This window comes from Kribbella sp. NPDC031520 (assembly GCF_055580825.1).
Window position 1 is genome coordinate 1,353,334 of the sequence record NZ_JBVIKS010000002.1, and the last position, 15,861, is coordinate 1,369,194.

General features: G+C 69.1%; 17 protein-coding genes and 1 riboswitch. Of the genes, 13 read left to right on the forward strand and 4 right to left on the reverse strand.

Annotated features, from left to right (window positions below):
- Positions 1 to 62: 62 nt before the first annotated feature.
- Positions 63 to 1,664, forward strand: a complete 1,602-nt coding sequence (locus ACZ5BU_RS15075) for a right-handed parallel beta-helix repeat-containing protein (protein ID WP_465699169.1) — start codon at positions 63 to 65, stop codon at positions 1,662 to 1,664.
- A complete protein-coding gene (locus ACZ5BU_RS15080) occupies positions 1,664 to 2,083 on the forward strand; it encodes a hypothetical protein (RefSeq protein WP_465699171.1) in 420 nt (139 codons plus the stop codon). Before ACZ5BU_RS15075 ends, ACZ5BU_RS15080 begins: the two co-directional genes overlap by 1 nt.
- 18 nt (positions 2,084 to 2,101) lie before the next feature.
- Here ACZ5BU_RS15080 and ACZ5BU_RS15085 read toward each other — a convergent pair whose 3' ends face one another.
- The 4 genes from ACZ5BU_RS15085 to ACZ5BU_RS15100 form a co-directional block, all read right to left on the reverse strand.
- Positions 2,102 to 2,671: an RNA polymerase sigma factor gene (locus ACZ5BU_RS15085; protein ID WP_465699172.1), complete on the reverse strand. Its 570-nt coding sequence runs from the start codon at positions 2,669 to 2,671 to the stop codon at positions 2,102 to 2,104.
- A gap of 46 nt (positions 2,672 to 2,717) precedes the next feature.
- On the reverse strand, positions 2,718 to 4,256 hold the full coding sequence (locus ACZ5BU_RS15090; protein ID WP_465699173.1) for a sugar transferase: 1,539 nt from the start codon (positions 4,254 to 4,256) through the stop codon (positions 2,718 to 2,720).
- Positions 4,257 to 4,533: 277 nt separating this feature from the next.
- On the reverse strand, positions 4,534 to 4,809 hold the full coding sequence (pspAA, locus tag ACZ5BU_RS15095; RefSeq protein WP_465699175.1) for a PspA-associated protein PspAA: 276 nt from the start codon (positions 4,807 to 4,809) through the stop codon (positions 4,534 to 4,536).
- A complete protein-coding gene (locus ACZ5BU_RS15100) occupies positions 4,806 to 5,621 on the reverse strand; it encodes a PspA/IM30 family protein (protein WP_465699176.1) in 816 nt (271 codons plus the stop codon). The genes pspAA and ACZ5BU_RS15100 overlap by 4 nt, the downstream gene beginning before the upstream one ends.
- A 167-nt stretch (positions 5,622 to 5,788) precedes the next feature.
- Between ACZ5BU_RS15100 and ACZ5BU_RS15105 the strand changes: the two genes are divergently transcribed.
- The 11 genes from ACZ5BU_RS15105 to ACZ5BU_RS15155 all read left to right on the forward strand — a co-directional run bounded on the left by ACZ5BU_RS15105 (position 5,789) and on the right by ACZ5BU_RS15155 (position 15,826).
- Complete coding sequence (locus ACZ5BU_RS15105; RefSeq protein WP_465699177.1) at positions 5,789 to 6,376, forward strand: DUF3043 domain-containing protein; 588 nt, start codon at positions 5,789 to 5,791, stop codon at positions 6,374 to 6,376.
- Positions 6,377 to 6,399: 23 nt separating this feature from the next.
- Entirely contained in the window at positions 6,400 to 7,410 is a 1,011-nt protein-coding gene (locus ACZ5BU_RS15110; protein WP_465699179.1) for an aldo/keto reductase family protein, read from the forward strand.
- Positions 7,407 to 7,616 (forward strand): hypothetical protein, encoded by a 210-nt coding sequence (locus ACZ5BU_RS15115; protein WP_465699180.1) that lies wholly within the window; start codon positions 7,407 to 7,409, stop codon positions 7,614 to 7,616. Before ACZ5BU_RS15110 ends, ACZ5BU_RS15115 begins: the two co-directional genes overlap by 4 nt.
- A riboswitch (cobalamin riboswitch) is annotated at positions 7,605 to 7,724 on the forward strand. It overlaps the preceding gene by 12 nt.
- 105 nt (positions 7,725 to 7,829) lie before the next feature.
- On the forward strand, positions 7,830 to 8,534 hold the full coding sequence (locus ACZ5BU_RS15120) for an SCO2322 family protein (RefSeq protein ID WP_465699182.1): 705 nt from the start codon (positions 7,830 to 7,832) through the stop codon (positions 8,532 to 8,534).
- 10 nt (positions 8,535 to 8,544) lie between these two features.
- Entirely contained in the window at positions 8,545 to 9,630 is a 1,086-nt protein-coding gene (locus tag ACZ5BU_RS15125) for a CbiQ family ECF transporter T component (protein WP_465699183.1), read from the forward strand.
- Positions 9,627 to 11,234, forward strand: coding sequence for an ABC transporter ATP-binding protein (locus ACZ5BU_RS15130; RefSeq protein ID WP_465699185.1), 1,608 nt, complete (start codon positions 9,627 to 9,629; stop codon positions 11,232 to 11,234). Before ACZ5BU_RS15125 ends, ACZ5BU_RS15130 begins: the two co-directional genes overlap by 4 nt.
- Positions 11,231 to 12,040 carry an ECF transporter S component gene (locus ACZ5BU_RS15135; protein ID WP_465699186.1) on the forward strand — a complete coding sequence of 270 codons (810 nt, stop codon included), beginning with the start codon at positions 11,231 to 11,233 and terminating at the stop codon, positions 12,038 to 12,040. Before ACZ5BU_RS15130 ends, ACZ5BU_RS15135 begins: the two co-directional genes overlap by 4 nt.
- Positions 12,033 to 12,560 carry a bifunctional adenosylcobinamide kinase/adenosylcobinamide-phosphate guanylyltransferase gene (locus ACZ5BU_RS15140; protein WP_465699188.1) on the forward strand — a complete coding sequence of 176 codons (528 nt, stop codon included), beginning with the start codon at positions 12,033 to 12,035 and terminating at the stop codon, positions 12,558 to 12,560. Before ACZ5BU_RS15135 ends, ACZ5BU_RS15140 begins: the two co-directional genes overlap by 8 nt.
- Positions 12,557 to 13,345 carry an adenosylcobinamide-GDP ribazoletransferase gene (gene cobS, locus ACZ5BU_RS15145; RefSeq protein ID WP_465699190.1) on the forward strand — a complete coding sequence of 263 codons (789 nt, stop codon included), beginning with the start codon at positions 12,557 to 12,559 and terminating at the stop codon, positions 13,343 to 13,345. The genes ACZ5BU_RS15140 and cobS overlap by 4 nt, the downstream gene beginning before the upstream one ends.
- A 150-nt stretch (positions 13,346 to 13,495) precedes the next feature.
- Complete coding sequence (locus ACZ5BU_RS15150; RefSeq protein WP_465699192.1) at positions 13,496 to 14,671, forward strand: ROK family transcriptional regulator; 1,176 nt, start codon at positions 13,496 to 13,498, stop codon at positions 14,669 to 14,671.
- 81 nt (positions 14,672 to 14,752) lie between these two features.
- Positions 14,753 to 15,826 (forward strand): ABC transporter substrate-binding protein, encoded by a 1,074-nt coding sequence (locus ACZ5BU_RS15155; RefSeq protein ID WP_465699193.1) that lies wholly within the window; start codon positions 14,753 to 14,755, stop codon positions 15,824 to 15,826.
- Positions 15,827 to 15,861: the final 35 nt, after the last annotated feature.

A 15,861-nucleotide genomic window follows, 5' to 3' on the forward strand; every position in this document is an offset into this window, starting at 1 on the left:
AGGCGGGAACCCCCACCCCGCAAACGCGAGAGATCACCCCGGCCCCCGGATGAGGAAGACAGATGGAGCATCGCGTGTGGTACCGACGCAGACCCGTCGTGCTGGTCTGTGCGCTCGTCCTCGCCGCCGGCGCCACGGTCACGATCGTGCGCCTCGGCGACAAGGAGCACAACCATGCGTCGACGCCGCGCGGAGGGTCGGCCGCAACCGCGACAGCGTCGGCGCAGGCTCCGAAGACGCCGCCCGCCAAGGTATGCGGCAAGGCCGCGGTGCTCGCCGGTCCGGCCTCGCCGCCGGCCGGTGCCGTCACGGTGAGCACCACACAGCCCCTCTACGACCTGACCAGCACGCACCCCAAGGGGACGACCTTCTGGCTGGAGCCCGGCGTCCACGTTCTGGGCTCCGGCCTGTACAGCCAGGTGATTCCGAAGGACGGCAACACCTACATCGGCGCGCCCGGGGCGATCCTGGACGGCGCCCACGACAACCTCTACGCGTTCACGGGCTACGCGACCAACGTGACGGTGAAGAACCTCACCATCCAGAACTTCGGCAGCCGCGGCAGCAACAACGACGAGGGCGTGGTCAACCACGACTCGGCCGCGGGCTGGGTGATCGAGCACAACACGATCCAGGACAACGCGGGCGCCGGCGTGATGGTCGGCAGCCGGAACGTGCTGCGAGGCAACTGCCTGACGCAGAACGGCCAGTACGGCTTCAACTCGTACAACCCGCACAACGTCGCCGGCGTCGTCCTCGACGGGAACGAGGTCTCCGGCAACAACACCGACGACTGGGAGACCCTCCGGCGAGGATGCGGTTGCACCGGCGGTGGCAAGTTCTGGATGACCAGCAAGGCCGTCGTCAAGAACAACTGGGTCCACGACAACAAGGGCGCCGGCCTGTGGGTGGACACGAACAGCGTCGGGTTCCTGTTCGAGAACAACTACCTGTCCGACAACAGCGCCCAGGGCCTCATCTACGAAGCCAGCTACAACGCGCTGATCCGCGGCAACACGTTCGTCCACAACGGCTGGGAGACAGGCCCGAGGATCCAGGGCTTCCCGACCGGCGCGGTTTACGTGTCCGAGTCCGGTAGCGACAGCCGGGTGCCGGGGCCGTACAACCAGACGTTCGAGATCACCGGAAACGTGTTCACCGACAACTGGTCCGGCGTGATCCTGTGGGAGAACGCGGACCGTTTCGCCGGCTCGCCGGCCGGCACCAATACCCGTGTCAACACCTTGGTGAACCCCGTCGTCACGGCCCGCAGTTGCACCGAGTCGAACCTTCAGATCGAGCCGTACAAGGACGACTGCCGGTGGAAGACCAAGAACGTCCAGGTGCACGACAACCTGTTCTCGCTCGACCCGGACAAGATGGCCGGGAACTGCGGGGCCCTGTCCGGCTGCGGCTACAACGGCCTGTTCTCGAACTGGGGGACGTACCCGGCGTGGAAGAACTCGCCGTACCACGACGATGCGATCCAGGACTGGATCACGTTCAAGCAGGGCAATCGGTTCTACAGCAACACCTACGCGGGCCCCTGGCACTTCCTGATCCACGGCCAGGGGAACTCGGTGAACTGGGCGATGTGGCAGGGCGCTCCGTACGGCCAGGACAAGGACAGCGTGGTCAAGATCATCACACCGGGAGGTCGCTGATGGTGCGCGGATCCGGTGAGCTCGGCGCCGCCGGTCAGGTGGAGCAGGTCGCGGCGTTGGGCCGCGCGGCCTACCTCGACCACGACTGGGGCCTCGCGGTGCTGGATCTGGTGTTCGACAGCCTGATCGACACCGTCGACGGGGCGCTGCTTCCGGTACGCCGGCTCCGGTTCGCCGGGCACGACTGCACCGTCGAGGTCACGACCAGCGGTGACCGGCTGCTCACCGTCAACCTGAACGTCAGCCCGGACGGGCCGGTCATGGTCGAGTCACACATGCCCGGCGTACGCGGCCCGCTGGCGATCCTGTGGTCGCACGGCCGGACGATGACATGGATGCGCCCGCAACTGACCAGCTTCGTCGTGCGCTGGCCTGCTGCGGGCCATCGTCCCGTCCGTACCGCCTGGGTTCCGCTCTGAGGACCCCTCGCGCGGCAGTCAGCCGGCGAGGAGCACCCGGAGTTTGTCCAGGCACCGGCCGCGCATCGGGCCGATGCTGCCGACCGGCAGCCCGAGCGTCTCGGAGATCACGGCGTACGGCAGCGGCGGGTCGGCCATCAGCATGCCGAGCAGTTGCTGCCACCGCTCCGGGAGGCTTCGCAGCGCCCGGCGTACGTCGTCCGCCCGCTCCCCGGCGAGCAGGTCCGCGTCGAGAGCCGGCTGGTCCGCCGGCACCGCCTCGAACTCGGACGCCTCATAGGTGAGCACGACGCGCTTGCGGAACGCCAGTACCCGCAGGCATTCCCGGCGCGTGGTGACGACCAGCCAGGCGCCGACCCGCTCCGGGTCGACGCGGTTGATGTGCTCGAGCAGCCGCAGCCAGACCATCTGCGAGACGTCCGCGGCGTCGCTGTCGGTCAGCCGGAAGCTGCGGGTCACGGCCCAGACGAGCCGCGCATAGTGGTCGACCAACCGGCTCCAGGCCGCCTGGTCCCCGGCCGCGGCCTGGACCACCAGCGTCGCGGCTTCGGATCGGGTGGTGGCCGACCTCTCCATTACTACGGTCACGAATTCCCCCCTCGGGAATGCACAGCATCAGGTACTGCGAACCGCCTCAGTACGCGCCGTCGCTCCCCAGCACGGCGCGCGCGGTCTTCCACAGAATCAGCAGGTCCAGCGCGATCGACCAGTTGTCGGCGTACCGCAGGTCGAGCCGCATCGACTCCTCCCAGGTCAGGTCGCTGCGGCCACTGACCTGCCACAGGCCGGTCAGCCCCGGCTTCACGAGCATCCGGCGCGCGTCGTCGATCTGGTACTGCGCCACCTCGGCCGGCAGCGGCGGGCGCGGGCCGACCAGTGACATGTCCCCCCGGAGCACGTTCACCAGCTGCGGCAGCTCGTCGATCGAGAACCGGCGCAGGTACTTGCCGGCCTTCGTGATCCGCGGGTCGTCGCGGAGTTTGAACAGGATCCCGTTGCCCTCGTTCAGCGAGTGCAGCTCGGCCTTGCGTTCCTCGGCGTCGACCACCATCGTGCGGAACTTCAGCATCGTGAACTGCTCGCCGCCCCGACCGACCCGGGTCTGCTTGAACAGCACCGGACCACGGCTGGTGAGCTTGACCACGAGCGCCGTGACCAGCAGCAGCGGCGTCAGCGCCAGCAGCATCAGACAACCGACGACCCGGTCGAAGATGTTCTTCATCAGGTGCGGACCGCCGCTGACCGACGGCCGCTCCAGGTGCAGCAGCGACAGGCCGGCGACCGGACGGATCGAGATCCGCGGGCCGGCCACCTCGACGATGCCCGGCGACACGATCAGGTCGACGGCGCGCTGCTCCAGGGCCCAGGACAGCTTGCGCAGCGAGTGCCCTGCGAGCTCCGGGTCGGTGGCCACCGCGACGACCTCGACGTCGTACTGGTCGACCGCCGCCAGGATGTCCATCTCGGCACGGCCCAGCCGCTCCAGGCTGGTCTCGCTCAGCTCCTCCTCGAACGCGTCACCGCGCGGCAGGCAGCTGGCCACCACGACGTACCCGTCGGTCTTCCGCTCCTCCAGGTGCCGCCGCAGCGTGGTCACCTGATCGTTGCGGCCGACAACGAGTACCCGGCGCATGCAGCGGTTCAGGAAACGCCGCTTGGAGATCTGCCGGTGCAGCAGCCAGCGCGCGAACATCGCGGCCAGACAGGTCATCGGTACTGCGAGGACGACAAAGCCACGCGCAACCTGGCTCTTCGTCGCGTACGACGTCACGGCGACGACGGCGGTCAGCGCGACCGCGGCCCGGATGATCGAGCGGAACTCCTCCGGCCCGGTGCCGAAGTAACGGGTCTCGTAACCGCGCTCCAGCGCCACACAGACCAGCCAGGCGATCGGCAGCGCCGCGCCCAGCACAACGTAGCCGAGGTCGATCTGGGCCCCGAACCGCACCACGAGCGCCAGCGACACACCGAACAGCGCGGCCACCAGATCACCGGCGAGCGCGGCCCACCGGTACTTCGCGACCCAGCGCGCCTCGGTGAACCGCGCCGCCCGCGGCACGATCGCCGGAACCTCGTCCGGTACCACCCAGACCGGCCGGCGACGCTCCCCCGATGGCGCCGGCCGTAAGTCAGCCGGATCGGCCAACCCCTCCGACATGACGAATTCTGTCACGCACAGTCACCCCCCACAGGTGAACAGCGACGCCCGTGACCAACCCACTCCCCGTCACGGACCTCGTCCAACGCCGCCCCCACAACGACGTGAACCAGAGAGTACTACGTGGCCGCAGCGGAAAACAGCACCGGAGGAGAGAGTTTACCGGCGAGCAACCCGACTCCCAGGTTCCGTAATGCAAAGACCTCCGGGAACCCGTGTCCGGGTTCCCAGAGGTCTCAAACGACTACTTGAAGTGATCAGTCGCCGGGTCAGGGCACCGATCGGGAGTACGTCAGCCGGCGATCAGGCCGTCGCCGCTGATCAGCTCGCGCATCTCGGCGAGGGAGCTGTCCGACGGGGGCAGGATCGCGTCGGAGTCGTGCAGCTCGTCGTCCGGCACCTTCTCGCCGGAGCGGACGAAGTCCAGCAGGGCGGCGAAGGCGGTCTGGTAGGCCGCCTGGTCGCCGGACGACACGGCCTTCTCCAGGTCGCCGTCGACCGCGTTCAGCGCGTCGAGCTTGTCGTCGGCCAGTCGCCACTGACCCTCACCCATGATGCGAACGATCACCGAACATCTCCGTCCTGAGGTCGCGCCGGCTCCGCGACGGGTTGCGTCGCCGGCTGCTGCACTGGCTGGGCGGCCTGCTGGGTCTCACCCGAGAGCTCCTTCGGCGTACTGCCGCCGGACAGCTGGGCCTTCATCGCGGCCAGCTCGTTCTCCACGTCGGAGTTGGACGACATCCGGTCCAGCTCGAGGGTGATGTTGTCCTTGACCGTACCGCTGGCGTCGTCGAGCGCGCCGGAGGCCAGCAGCTCGTCGATCGCACCGGCCCGGGCCTGCATCTGCTGGGTCTTGTCCTCGGCCCGCTGGACCGCGAGACCGACGTCGCTCATCTCCTCGGAGATGCCGGAGAAGGCCTCGTTGATCCGGGTCTGCGCCTCGGCCGCGGTGTAGGTGGCCTTGATGGTCTCCTTGCGGGTCCGGAACGACTCGACCTTGGCCTGCAGCCGCTGGGAGGCGAGCGTCAGCTTCTCCTCCTCGCCCTGCAGCTGCGCGTGCTGAGTCTGCAGGTCGTCGATCTGGCCCTGCAGCCCCGACTTGCGGGTCAGGGCCTCCCGGGCCAGGTCCTCACGGCCCATCGAGAGCGCCTTCTGCGCCTGCTCCTGCAGCTTCGCCGACTGCGACTGCAGCTGGGAGGCCTGCAGCTCCACCCGCTTCCGGCTGGTGGCCACGTCGGCCACGCCGCGGCGGACCTTCTGGAGCAGCTCGAGCTGCTTCTGATACGAGTAGTCAAGGGTTTCGCGAGGATCCTCGGCCTTGTCCAGGGCGGAGTTCGCCTTGGCCTTGAAGATCGTCGACATCCGCTTGAAGATGCTCATCGATATCCGTACCCCTTCTGTGCCGGACTGACGACCCGGCGTGCGTGCCTTCCACCCTATGTCCCGCCGGGTCACCACACCATCGGGACAGGCCCCGATAAAGTAGTAGGAAGGTCCGGGGACCACCCCGAGTCGCGACCTGCCCTTGCGAATGAGGTTCTGACCCCGTGTTCCGTCGTACCAAGTCTGAGACAGCTACCACCGTACCTGCCGAGTCCCAGGGCAAGCCGGGCGGCAAGGGCCGGCCCACGCCGAGCCGCAAGGAAGCGGAGGCGGCCCGCAAGGCCACCTTCAAGAAGCCGCGCAACCGCAAGGAGGCCTCGGCGATCCGGCGGGACAAGATGCGCACCGAGCGGGCCAAGATGCAGCAGGCCATGCAGACCGGCGACGACCGGTACCTGCCGGCCGCCGACAAGGGCCCGGTCCGGCGGTTCGCCCGCGACTACGTCGACGCGCGGTACTCGGTGATGGAGTTCGCGCTGCCGATCCTGCTGGTGGTGTCGCTGGTCGGGGTGGTGTTCTCGCCGCAGTTCCCGTGGCTGGCCGGGATGGTGAACCTGCTGTTCCTGCTGATGATCCTGCTGATCGCGGCCGACTGGTTCCTGCTCACGCAGGGGCTGAAGAAGCAGATCGGGATCAAGTTCGGCAAGGACTCCGTCAAGGGCATCGGCTTCTACGCGGTCCGGCGGACCATGCAGATGCGCCGCTGGCGGCTGCCCAAGCCGATGGTGAAGCGCGGCGAGAAGCCGTCCTGAGCCAGGGCAAGTAGGGTCGGACCATGGACTTCCGCTATCTGGGCAACAGTGGTCTCAAGGTCAGCGAGATCTCGTACGGCAACTGGCTGACGCACGGCTCGCAGGTGGAGAACGACCAGGCCAAGGCCTGCGTGCGGGCGGCACTCGAGGCCGGCATCACGACGTTCGACACCGCGGACGTGTACGCCAACACCAAGGCCGAGTCGGTGCTCGGCGAGGCGCTGGCCGGCGAGCGCCGCGAGTCGCTGGAGATCTTCACCAAGGTGTACTGGCCGACCGGTCCCGGCGGACCGAACGACACCGGCCTGTCCCGTAAGCACATCCACGAGTCGATCAACGGCTCGCTGAGGCGGCTCGGCACCGACTACGTCGACCTGTACCAGGCGCACCGGTACGACACCGAGACGCCCCTCGAGGAGACGATGGAGGCCTTCGCCGACGTCGTCCGGCAGGGCAAGGCGCTGTACATCGGGGTCTCGGAGTGGACCGCGGAGCAGCTCCAGGAGGGCCACCGGCTGGCCCGCGAGCTGCGCATCCCGTTCGTCTCGAACCAGCCGCAGTACAGCATGCTCTGGCGGGTGATCGAGGGTGAGGTCGTCCCGACCTCCGAGGAGCTCGGGATCAGCCAGGTGGTGTTCTCGCCGATCGCGCAGGGCGTGCTCACCGGCAAGTACCTGCCCGGTCAGCAGCCGCCGGAGGGTTCCCGGGCCACCGACGCGACCGGGTCGAACTTCATCAAGCGGTTCCTCACCGACGACGTCCTGACCCGGGTCCAGGAGCTGAAGCCGCTCGCCCAGGAGGTCGATCTGTCGCTGTCACAGCTGGCGATCGCCTGGGTGCTGCAGAACCCGAACGTCGCCTCCGCGATCATCGGCGCCTCCCGGCCCGAGCAGGTCACCGAGAACGTCAAGGCCTCCGGTGTGAAGCTGGAAGAGGACCTGCTGAAGCGGATCGACGAGGTGCTCGGCCACGTCGTCGAGACCGACCCGGCGAAGACCGCGCAGAACTCCCCGCAGAAGCGGCCGAACTCATGAGCTGGAGCTGGCGGTTCGAGACCGCTACCGGCGCGCTGGTCGACCCGGGTGAGGTCGGCGGCGCGGACTTCTCTGCCCAGGGCGACGCGGAGAGCTGGCTGGGCGAGGTCTGGCGGGACCTGGCCGACCGTGGAGTCGGCCAGGTGTACCTGCTGGAGGACGGCCGTGAGGTGTACGGCCCGATGAGCCTCTCCGCAGCGGAGTAGAGTTCGGTCGAACCAAAGCCTGCGTCACAGGGAAGCCGGTCCGAGTCCGGCGCTGACCCGCAACCGTAGGTCACCAGTGTGGTGACAAGCCGGAACACTGTGACGCAGGCAGTCAGGCTCAGCTACCCGCCGTGGTCCGCGGGTGGAGCCCCTACCCTGCCGGTGCAGGCGGGACCTCCTCCACCGGGCTGCGGCCCGACCGAGGAACACACCATGACTGCACATCGCCGGACCGTACGACTGGTCCTCAGCCTGCTGGCGGGTCTCCTGCTCGCTGGGACCGTTGCCACCAGCGCCAGAGCCGAGGACGGCTACCGGTTCTGGAGCTACTACCAGTGGACGAACGGCCAGTGGGCCTTCTCGCAGAAGGGCGCCGACGCGTACGTACCGCCCGACGGGGCCGTGGAGGGCTGGCGGTTCGCGCTCGGCGGCGCGAAGCCGCGACTACCGCGGGCCGCGGGCGACTTCGACGCGATCTGCGGCAAGACCCCCGCGGAGACCGGCAAGAAGCGGGTGGCGCTGGTCGTCGACCCGGGTACGCCGGAGGACGCGGTCAGCGGTGACACCCCGGGCCAGGCCAGCGGGACCTGCGTGGTCACCGACCCGAAGTCGACCGGCGCGCAGGTCCTCGCCGCAACCGGCCCGGTGCGGATCGAGAAGGGCCTGACCTGCGGTATCGCCGGGTACCCGTCGAAGGGCTGCGGCGATCAGGTGAAGAACATCAAGGTCCCGGCTACCGACGCCCCCGTGACCTTGCAGATCAAGGCTCCCGTGGGCTCGACGGCGGCACCTGCTCCCGCCACCTCGGACAACAGCAGTGGTACGCCGTGGACGGGCATCATCATCGCCGTCGTCGTAGTCGTACTGCTGGCCGGTGGCGGCTTCTTCCTGAGCCGTCGGCGTACCTCCTCGAAATAGAGCCAAGTAGATGCGCGCCGTACACCACCTCACACTCCCCCGGGCACTCCACCCGGGGGCCTGGTGGTTGTGGGCGCTCTGCATGGCCGTTGCGGCCAGCAGGACGCGGAACCCGGTCCTGCTGGTCCTCATCCTCGCTGTCACCGGTTTCGTCGTCGCAGCACGCCGCAGCGACGCACCGTGGGCGCACAGCTTCACTGCGTTCCTGAAGCTCGGTCTGCTCGTCATCGGGATCCGCGTGGTCCTGCAGGCGCTGCTCTCGACCCGCTCACAGGGCAACACAGTGCTGTTCACCCTGCCGCAGATCCCGTTGCCTGACTGGGCTGCCGGCGTCAAGCTGGGCGGCCAGGTGACCGCTGAGGCCTTGCTGACCGCTCTCTACGACGGTGGCCAGCTGGCGGTCATGCTGTGCTGCGTCGGTGCGGCCAACGCGCTGGCCAGCCCACGGCGGCTCCTGAAGTCGTTGCCAGGGGCCCTGTACGAGATGGGCGTCGCCTGCGTCGTGGCGCTGACCTTCGCGCCACAGCTGGTCATGGACGGCCGCCGTATCCGGGCCGCCCGTCGCCTGCGCGGCCGTACTCGCGCCGGCTTCCGTACGACGGCTATGCCGGTTCTTGAAGGCGCACTGGACAGGTCGGTGGAGCTGGCCGCTGCAATGGACTCCCGCGGGTACGGGCGTACGGCGCACGCTCCTCGTAGTCAGCGTCGGCTCACGGCGTTGTGCGTACTCCTTGGCCTGTTAGGGATTCTGCTCGGCGTCTACGCGTTGCTGACCGATTCCATGGCGTTCCCGCTCGCGGCCGGCGCGTTGGCGGTCGGCGTACTGCTGGCAGTCGCTGCGATGGCCGTTGGACGCCAGCGTGTCAGCAGGACGCGCTACCGGCCCGATCCGTGGGCCCTGCCCGAATGGCTCGTGGTAGCGGCCGGTGCGGTCGCGGCCGGTGCCATGGTGACCGCAGCGATCCGTGGCGTGAACGGTGTGTTGCTGGCCGGTCCGTTGGTCGTCCCACCGGTACCGGTACTGCCAGTTGCCGGCGTACTGATCGGCCTGTTGCCCGCGTTGACCGCGCCACCGCTCAGGAAGGGCGCCGCATGATCGAGTTCGACCGGGTGACGGTGACGTACGACGGTGCGCGCGAGCCGGCCCTGCGCGAGGTGAGCTTCACCGTGCCGGAGGGTGAGCTCGCGCTCGTGATCGGGCGCACCGGCTCCGGCAAGTCGACGTTGCTCCGGGCAATCAACGGGCTGGTACCGCACTTCACCGGCGGCACGCTGGCCGGACGGGTGCTGGTGGCCGGACGGGACACCCGGGCGTACCGGCCGCGGGATCTTGCCGACGTGGTCGGGATGGTCGGACAGGACCCGATGGCCGGGTTCGTCACCGACACGGTCGAGGACGAGCTCGCGTACAGCATGGAGTCGCTCGGGGTGGCACCGGACGTGATGCGCCGGCGCGTCGAGGAGACCCTCGACCTGCTCGGGCTGGCCGACGTACGTGACCGGGCGCTGACGTCGCTGTCGGGCGGTCAGCGGCAGCGGACCGCTATCGGTGCGGCGTTGACGTCGCACCCCGCCGTACTCGTACTGGACGAGCCCACGTCGGCGCTGGATCCACAGGCGGCCGAGGAAGTCCTGGCCGCGCTACAGCGGCTCGTACACGATCTGGGCGTCACGGTGGTGATGGCCGAGCACCGGCTCGAGCGTGTGATCCAGTACGCCGACCGGGTGGTCGAGGTACCGGGTGGGGCCGCTGCTGTGTCGACCGGGCTGCCTGCTGAGCGCATGGTGACGGCACCGGTCGCGCCGCCTGTCGTGGAGCTGGGACGGCTGGCTGGGTGGTCGCCGCTCCCCCTGTCCGTACGGGACGCCCGACGCGCCGCGGCAACCCTGCGATCCCAGCTCGGCACTCCTCCCTCACGTGGTGCAGGACCGCTCGGTGCGGAGCTTGCCCAGTGCAAGGACCTGGTGGTGACGTACGGCACCGTCACCGCACTCCGCGGCGTTTCCGTCAGCATCAAGGCAGGCGAGGTGGTCGCGCTGATGGGCCGTAACGGCGCCGGCAAGTCGACACTGCTCAACGCACTGGTCGGCATCGTGCCGGTCCGCTCCGGTACGGCGGTTGCCGCTGGGACGGATCCGCGTCGTACCAAGCCGAAGCAGCTCGTTAAGGCGGTCGGACTGGTGCCGCAGGAGCCTGCTGACCTGTTGTACGCCGCCACTGTCGCCGACGAGTGCTCCAGTGCCGATTCGGACTTCAAGGTGCCCGCGGGTAGCTGCCGGGCCTTGCTGGAGCGGCTGGCACCCGACGTGGCGCTGGACGTGCATCCGCGGGACCTGTCCGAGGGACAGCGGCTGTGCCTGGCACTGGCCGTCGTACTGTGCGGAGCCCCGCCCTTGCTGTTGCTGGACGAGCCAACGCGTGGACTGGACTACGGCGCCAAGCGGCGGCTGGTGGCGATCCTGCGCGAGCTGGCCGCGGCCGGCCACGCGGTGGTGCTGTCGACGCATGACGTCGAGATGGTGGCCGAGGTCGCCACCCGCGTGATGGTGCTCGCCGACGGCGAACTGGTCAGCGACGGCCCGACCGCCGAGGTGATCGCCGGCTCGCCGGCCTTCGCGCCCCAGGTCGCGAAGATCCTGGCACCGCTGCCGTTCCTCACGGTCGGAGAAGTCGCCGAAGCTCTGGACCGCGCCTCATGAACTTGATCCGGCTGAAGCCCCGCAGCACGGTCGCGTTACTCGTCGCCTCGCTCGTGGGTGTTCTCGCCTTCGCGTGGCCGCTGTTCTTCCAGACCGCGCAAGCCGGCGAGTCGGCGATCGGCCACACCACCGACGCCCCCTGGCTCTTCGTGCTCCTGCTCCCGCTGCTGGTGGCCGTCGTACTCGCCGAGCTGTCCGAGTCCGGCATCGACGCCAAGGTCATCTCGCTCGTCGGCATGCTCGCCGCGGTCGGCGCGGCCCTGCGCGCGTTGGGTCCCGGTACGGCGGGACTGGAGCCCGGGTTCTTCCTGCTGGTGCTCGCCGGGCGCGCGTTCGGCGCCGGGTTCGGGTTCGTCCTCGGGGCGGTGTCGCTGCTCGGCGGGGCGTTGATCAGCGGCGGGGTCGGGCCGTGGATGCCGTTCCAGATGTTCGCGTGCGCGTGGGTCGGGTGCCTGGCCGGACTGCTGCCGCGGGCCGGCGGGCGGCTCGAGTTGCTGCTGCTGGCGGCGTACTCGCTGGTGTCGGGGGTGCTGTACGGGGTGATCATGAACCTGTGGTTCTGGCCGTACGCGACGTTCGGGAGCGACTTCTCGTTCGTGCCGGGTGACTCGCTGGCGGAGAACCTGCACCGGTACTTCCTGTTCGTGGTCGCGACCTCGCTGGGGTGGGACATCCCGCGCGGGATTCTCTGCGCGGTGCTGGTGCTGGCGCTCGGGAGGCCGATCCTGAACGCGTTCCGGCGGACCGCACGCAAGGCGGCGTTCGAGGCGCCGGTCGTCTTCGAGCCCAGGAGTGCAATTGACTGACCGTACGTTGGTACTGGGCGGTGCCCGCTCCGGCAAGTCGATCGCAGCCGAGCGGCTGCTGGCCGACGTACCGGACGTTGTGTACGTCGCCACGGGCGGAAACGACTCTGGAGATGCCGAATGGGCCTCACGAGTCGCGAAACACCAGGCCCGCCGCCCCGCGTCCTGGGGCCTGACCGAAACCATCGACCTCGTCCCCCTGCTCGAATCCGACGGCCCACCCCTCCTGATCGACTGCCTCACGCTCTGGCTCTCCCGCACCATGGACGCCCTGGAGGTGTGGACCGACCTGAGCCGCGCCGATCTGGTCGAGCAGGAGATCACCCTCCTAGCCGAGGCCTGGTCGTCCACCCCGCGCCGCGTTGTTGCCGTCAGCAACGACGTGGGCTCCGGGATCGTCCCCGCCGACCCCGGCACGCGCCTGTTCCGTGACCTGATGGGCCGCCTCAACACCACCGTCTCCCTGGCCTCCACCCAGGTCCTGTGGACGATCGCCGGCCGAACCCTCCCGCTCACATGAACGGCTGGGGTGACGGTTTCCGGCTGGCGTTCGGCACCCTCACCATGCTGCCTGCCGGGGTGCCTCGGCGGGTCGACCAGGCTGTTGGCGGGCGTGCGATGGTGTTGGCGCCTTTGGCCGGTGTGGTGGTCGGTGGGGTCGCGGCTGCAGTGGTCGCGTTGGCTCAGCTGGTGCGGCCGGATGCTGACTTGCTGGCGGCTGTGCTCGGGGTGCTGGTCGTGGCGGGACTGTCGGGTGGGTTGCATCTCGACGGGCTGGCGGACTTCGCGGACGCGCTCGGCAGCAGGCGGGACCGCGAGACGATGTTGCGGATCATGAAGCAGAGTGACATCGGGCCGTTCGGGGTGGTGTCGATCGTCGGTGTGCTGCTGGTTGACGTTGCAGCGCTGACCGCCTGCGTACAGGCCGGCTTCGGCTGGCAAGCGGTCCTGATCGGCACCGTCGCCAGCCGACTCACCCTCCCCTGGTCCTGCCGTACGACGGTTCCTGCCGCCCGCCCCGACGGCCTCGGCACCGTGGTCGCCGCCACCGTCCGCCCCGCCACCGCTACCCTCACGACAGCCCTCGTCCTCGCAGCAACCACAACCCTCACGGTCCTCACCGAGCAACGCACCTGGAGCCTTCTGTGCGGCGCAGCCGCCGCCGTACTGCTCTCCGTCGCCGCCGCCTTCATCACCAGCCGCACAGCAACCAGGAAGCTCGGCGGAACCACCGGTGACGTCCTCGGCGCAACCGTCGAGCTGGCTCTCCCAGTAGCCCTCCTGACGCTCGCCCTGACCGTGTGAGCGCTCACCTCCACCACCCCGTCACCGCAGTGGTCTACTGTCGCCGGTGGAACGATCAAGTGGGGTAGTAACTGCGAGGGTGCGGATGATGTTTGTGGCTCACGACGAGTGGGCGGCCGGATACGCCCCGCGATCCGTTATCTTTATGTAATGAACGCAACTCGCCCGGCGCCGGGCTCGCAGGCTTCGCTGCGCGAAGCCAACCGTGCGCGCGTTCTCGGGGTCGTCCGCCAGCACGGCCCGCTCACCCAGGTCGAGATCGCCGCCGCGTCCGGCCTCTCCGCGGCGACCGTGTCGAACATGGTCAAGGAGCTCGACCAGGCCGGCATGGTCGGCCTGTCCCGGAGCATCCGCAACGGCCGCCGCGCCGTCCTCGTGTCACTCGCCTCCGGTGGCGGCCTGCTGGCCGGCGTCGCGTTCGGCGAGCGCGACGTCCGGGTCGCGGTCGCGAACGGATCCCGCGAGATCCTCGCCCAGCAACTGATGCCGCTGCAGGCCGACCACGTCGCCGACGAGGGGATGGAGCGCGCCGCCCGCCTGCTCGCGGACCTGGCCGAGACCGTCAGCTCCGGCGTCGAGGACATCTCCGCGGTCGGCTTCGGCCTGCCGATGCCGGTCGACGCGATCAGCGGCGAGGCCGGGTCGGACGCCGTACTGCCCGGCTGGCGCGGCGTCAACGTCACCGAGGCGATGTCGGCGTACCTGCGCGCCCCGGTCGCGCTCGACAACACCGCGAACCTGGCCGCACTCGGCGAACTCCGGGCCGGCGCGCTGCGGGGCGTCCGGAACGGCTGCTACCTGAAGTTCTCGTACGGCGTCGGCGCGGGCATCGTGATCGACGGCGAGGTGTTCCGCGGCTCGACCGGCACGGCAGGCGAGATCGGGCACGTCACGATCGACGAGAACGGCCCGATCTGCCGGTGCGGCAACCGCGGCTGCCTGGACACGTTCGTCGGCTCGCGGGCGCTGATCAACAGCCTGGCCGCGTCACACGGACCGCTGCGGCTGAAGGACATCGTCACCCGCGCGCTGGCCGGCGACACCGGCTGCCGCCGGGTGATCGAGGACGCCGGCCGCCGGGTCGGCGTCGCCGTGGCCGGGGTGGTGAACCTGCTGAACCCGGAGGCGATCGTGGTCGGCGGCCTGATGGCCGAGGCGGGCGAACTCATCCTCGGCCCGCTCCGTGAGGCGCTCGACCGGTGCGCGATCCCGAGCGCCGCCGCGAGCGTCGAACTGCGCCCCGCCGAACTCGGCGACGAGGCCGACATCGTCGGCGCGATCCACCGCGCGTCGGTGCTGAGTCACACCAATATCTCCATTTCTTGAATTCAAGTCTTGACGACAAGATCGCGGGGAGCTTGACTGCGGGCAGGCCAATCGGGGCCTGCCTCGTCAAGGAGCCGCCATATGTCCGTCCCCGTTACCCGTCTCGTCGGTCTCGGCCTCGCCGTGTCGGCCCTCGCCGTCTCGCTGGTGGCCTGTGGCTCGAACGACTCCGGCAGCGGCTCAGGCAGCGCGAAGAAGATCGCGCTGTTGCTGCCCGAGTCCAAGACCACCCGGTACGAGGCGCTCGACCGTCCGCTGTTCACCGAGGCGCTGAAGGCCGCCTGCGCGACGTGCGAGCTGATCTACAGCAACGCCGACCAGGACGCGTCGAAGCAGCAACAGCAGGCCGAGGCCGCACTGACCCAGGGCGCGAACGTCCTGGTCCTCGACCCGGTCGACGGTAAGGCCGCCGCCGCGATCGCCGCCTCCGCGAAGGGGCAGAACGTACCGGTGGTCGCGTACGACCGGTTCATCGAGAACGCCAACTACTACGTGTCGTTCGAGAACGAGGCGGTCGGCAAGCTGCAGGCGCAGACGCTGGTCGACACCCTCAAGGCGGCCGGCAAGACGTCCGGCAACATCGCGATGATCAACGGCTCCCCGACCGACCCGAACGCCGCCGACTTCAAGAAGGGCGCGCACAGCGTGCTCGACTCGAGCGGGTTCAAGATCGCCGCCGAGTTCGACACCCCGGACTGGAGCCCGGACAAGGCACAGGCCTGGATGGAAGGCCAGCTGAGCGCGATCAAGAACGGCCTGGTCGGCGTGTACGCCGCCAACGACGGCACCGCGGGTGGAGCGATCGCGGCGCTCAAGGGCGGCGGCGTCAAGCCGCTCCCGCCGGTCACCGGCCAGGACTCGGAGCTCGCCGCGATCCAGCGGATCGTGTCCGGCGACCAGGCGATGACGATCTACAAGGCGGTCAAGCCGCAGGCCGAGGCCGCCGCCAAGGGTGCGGTCGCGCTGGCAGGAGGCGGCAAGCCCGAGTCCACCACCGACAAGAACGGCGTCCCGTCGACGATCCTCGCCCCGGTCGCGGTGACCAAGACGAACATCAAGGACACCGTGGTCAAGGACAACATCTACAAGATCTCGGACATCTGTACGGCAGCCTTCGCAGCAGCCTGTGCCGCAGCAGGCCTATCCAGCAACTGATGTCGTCGGCATCATGGCCTGAAATAAGCCCCAGG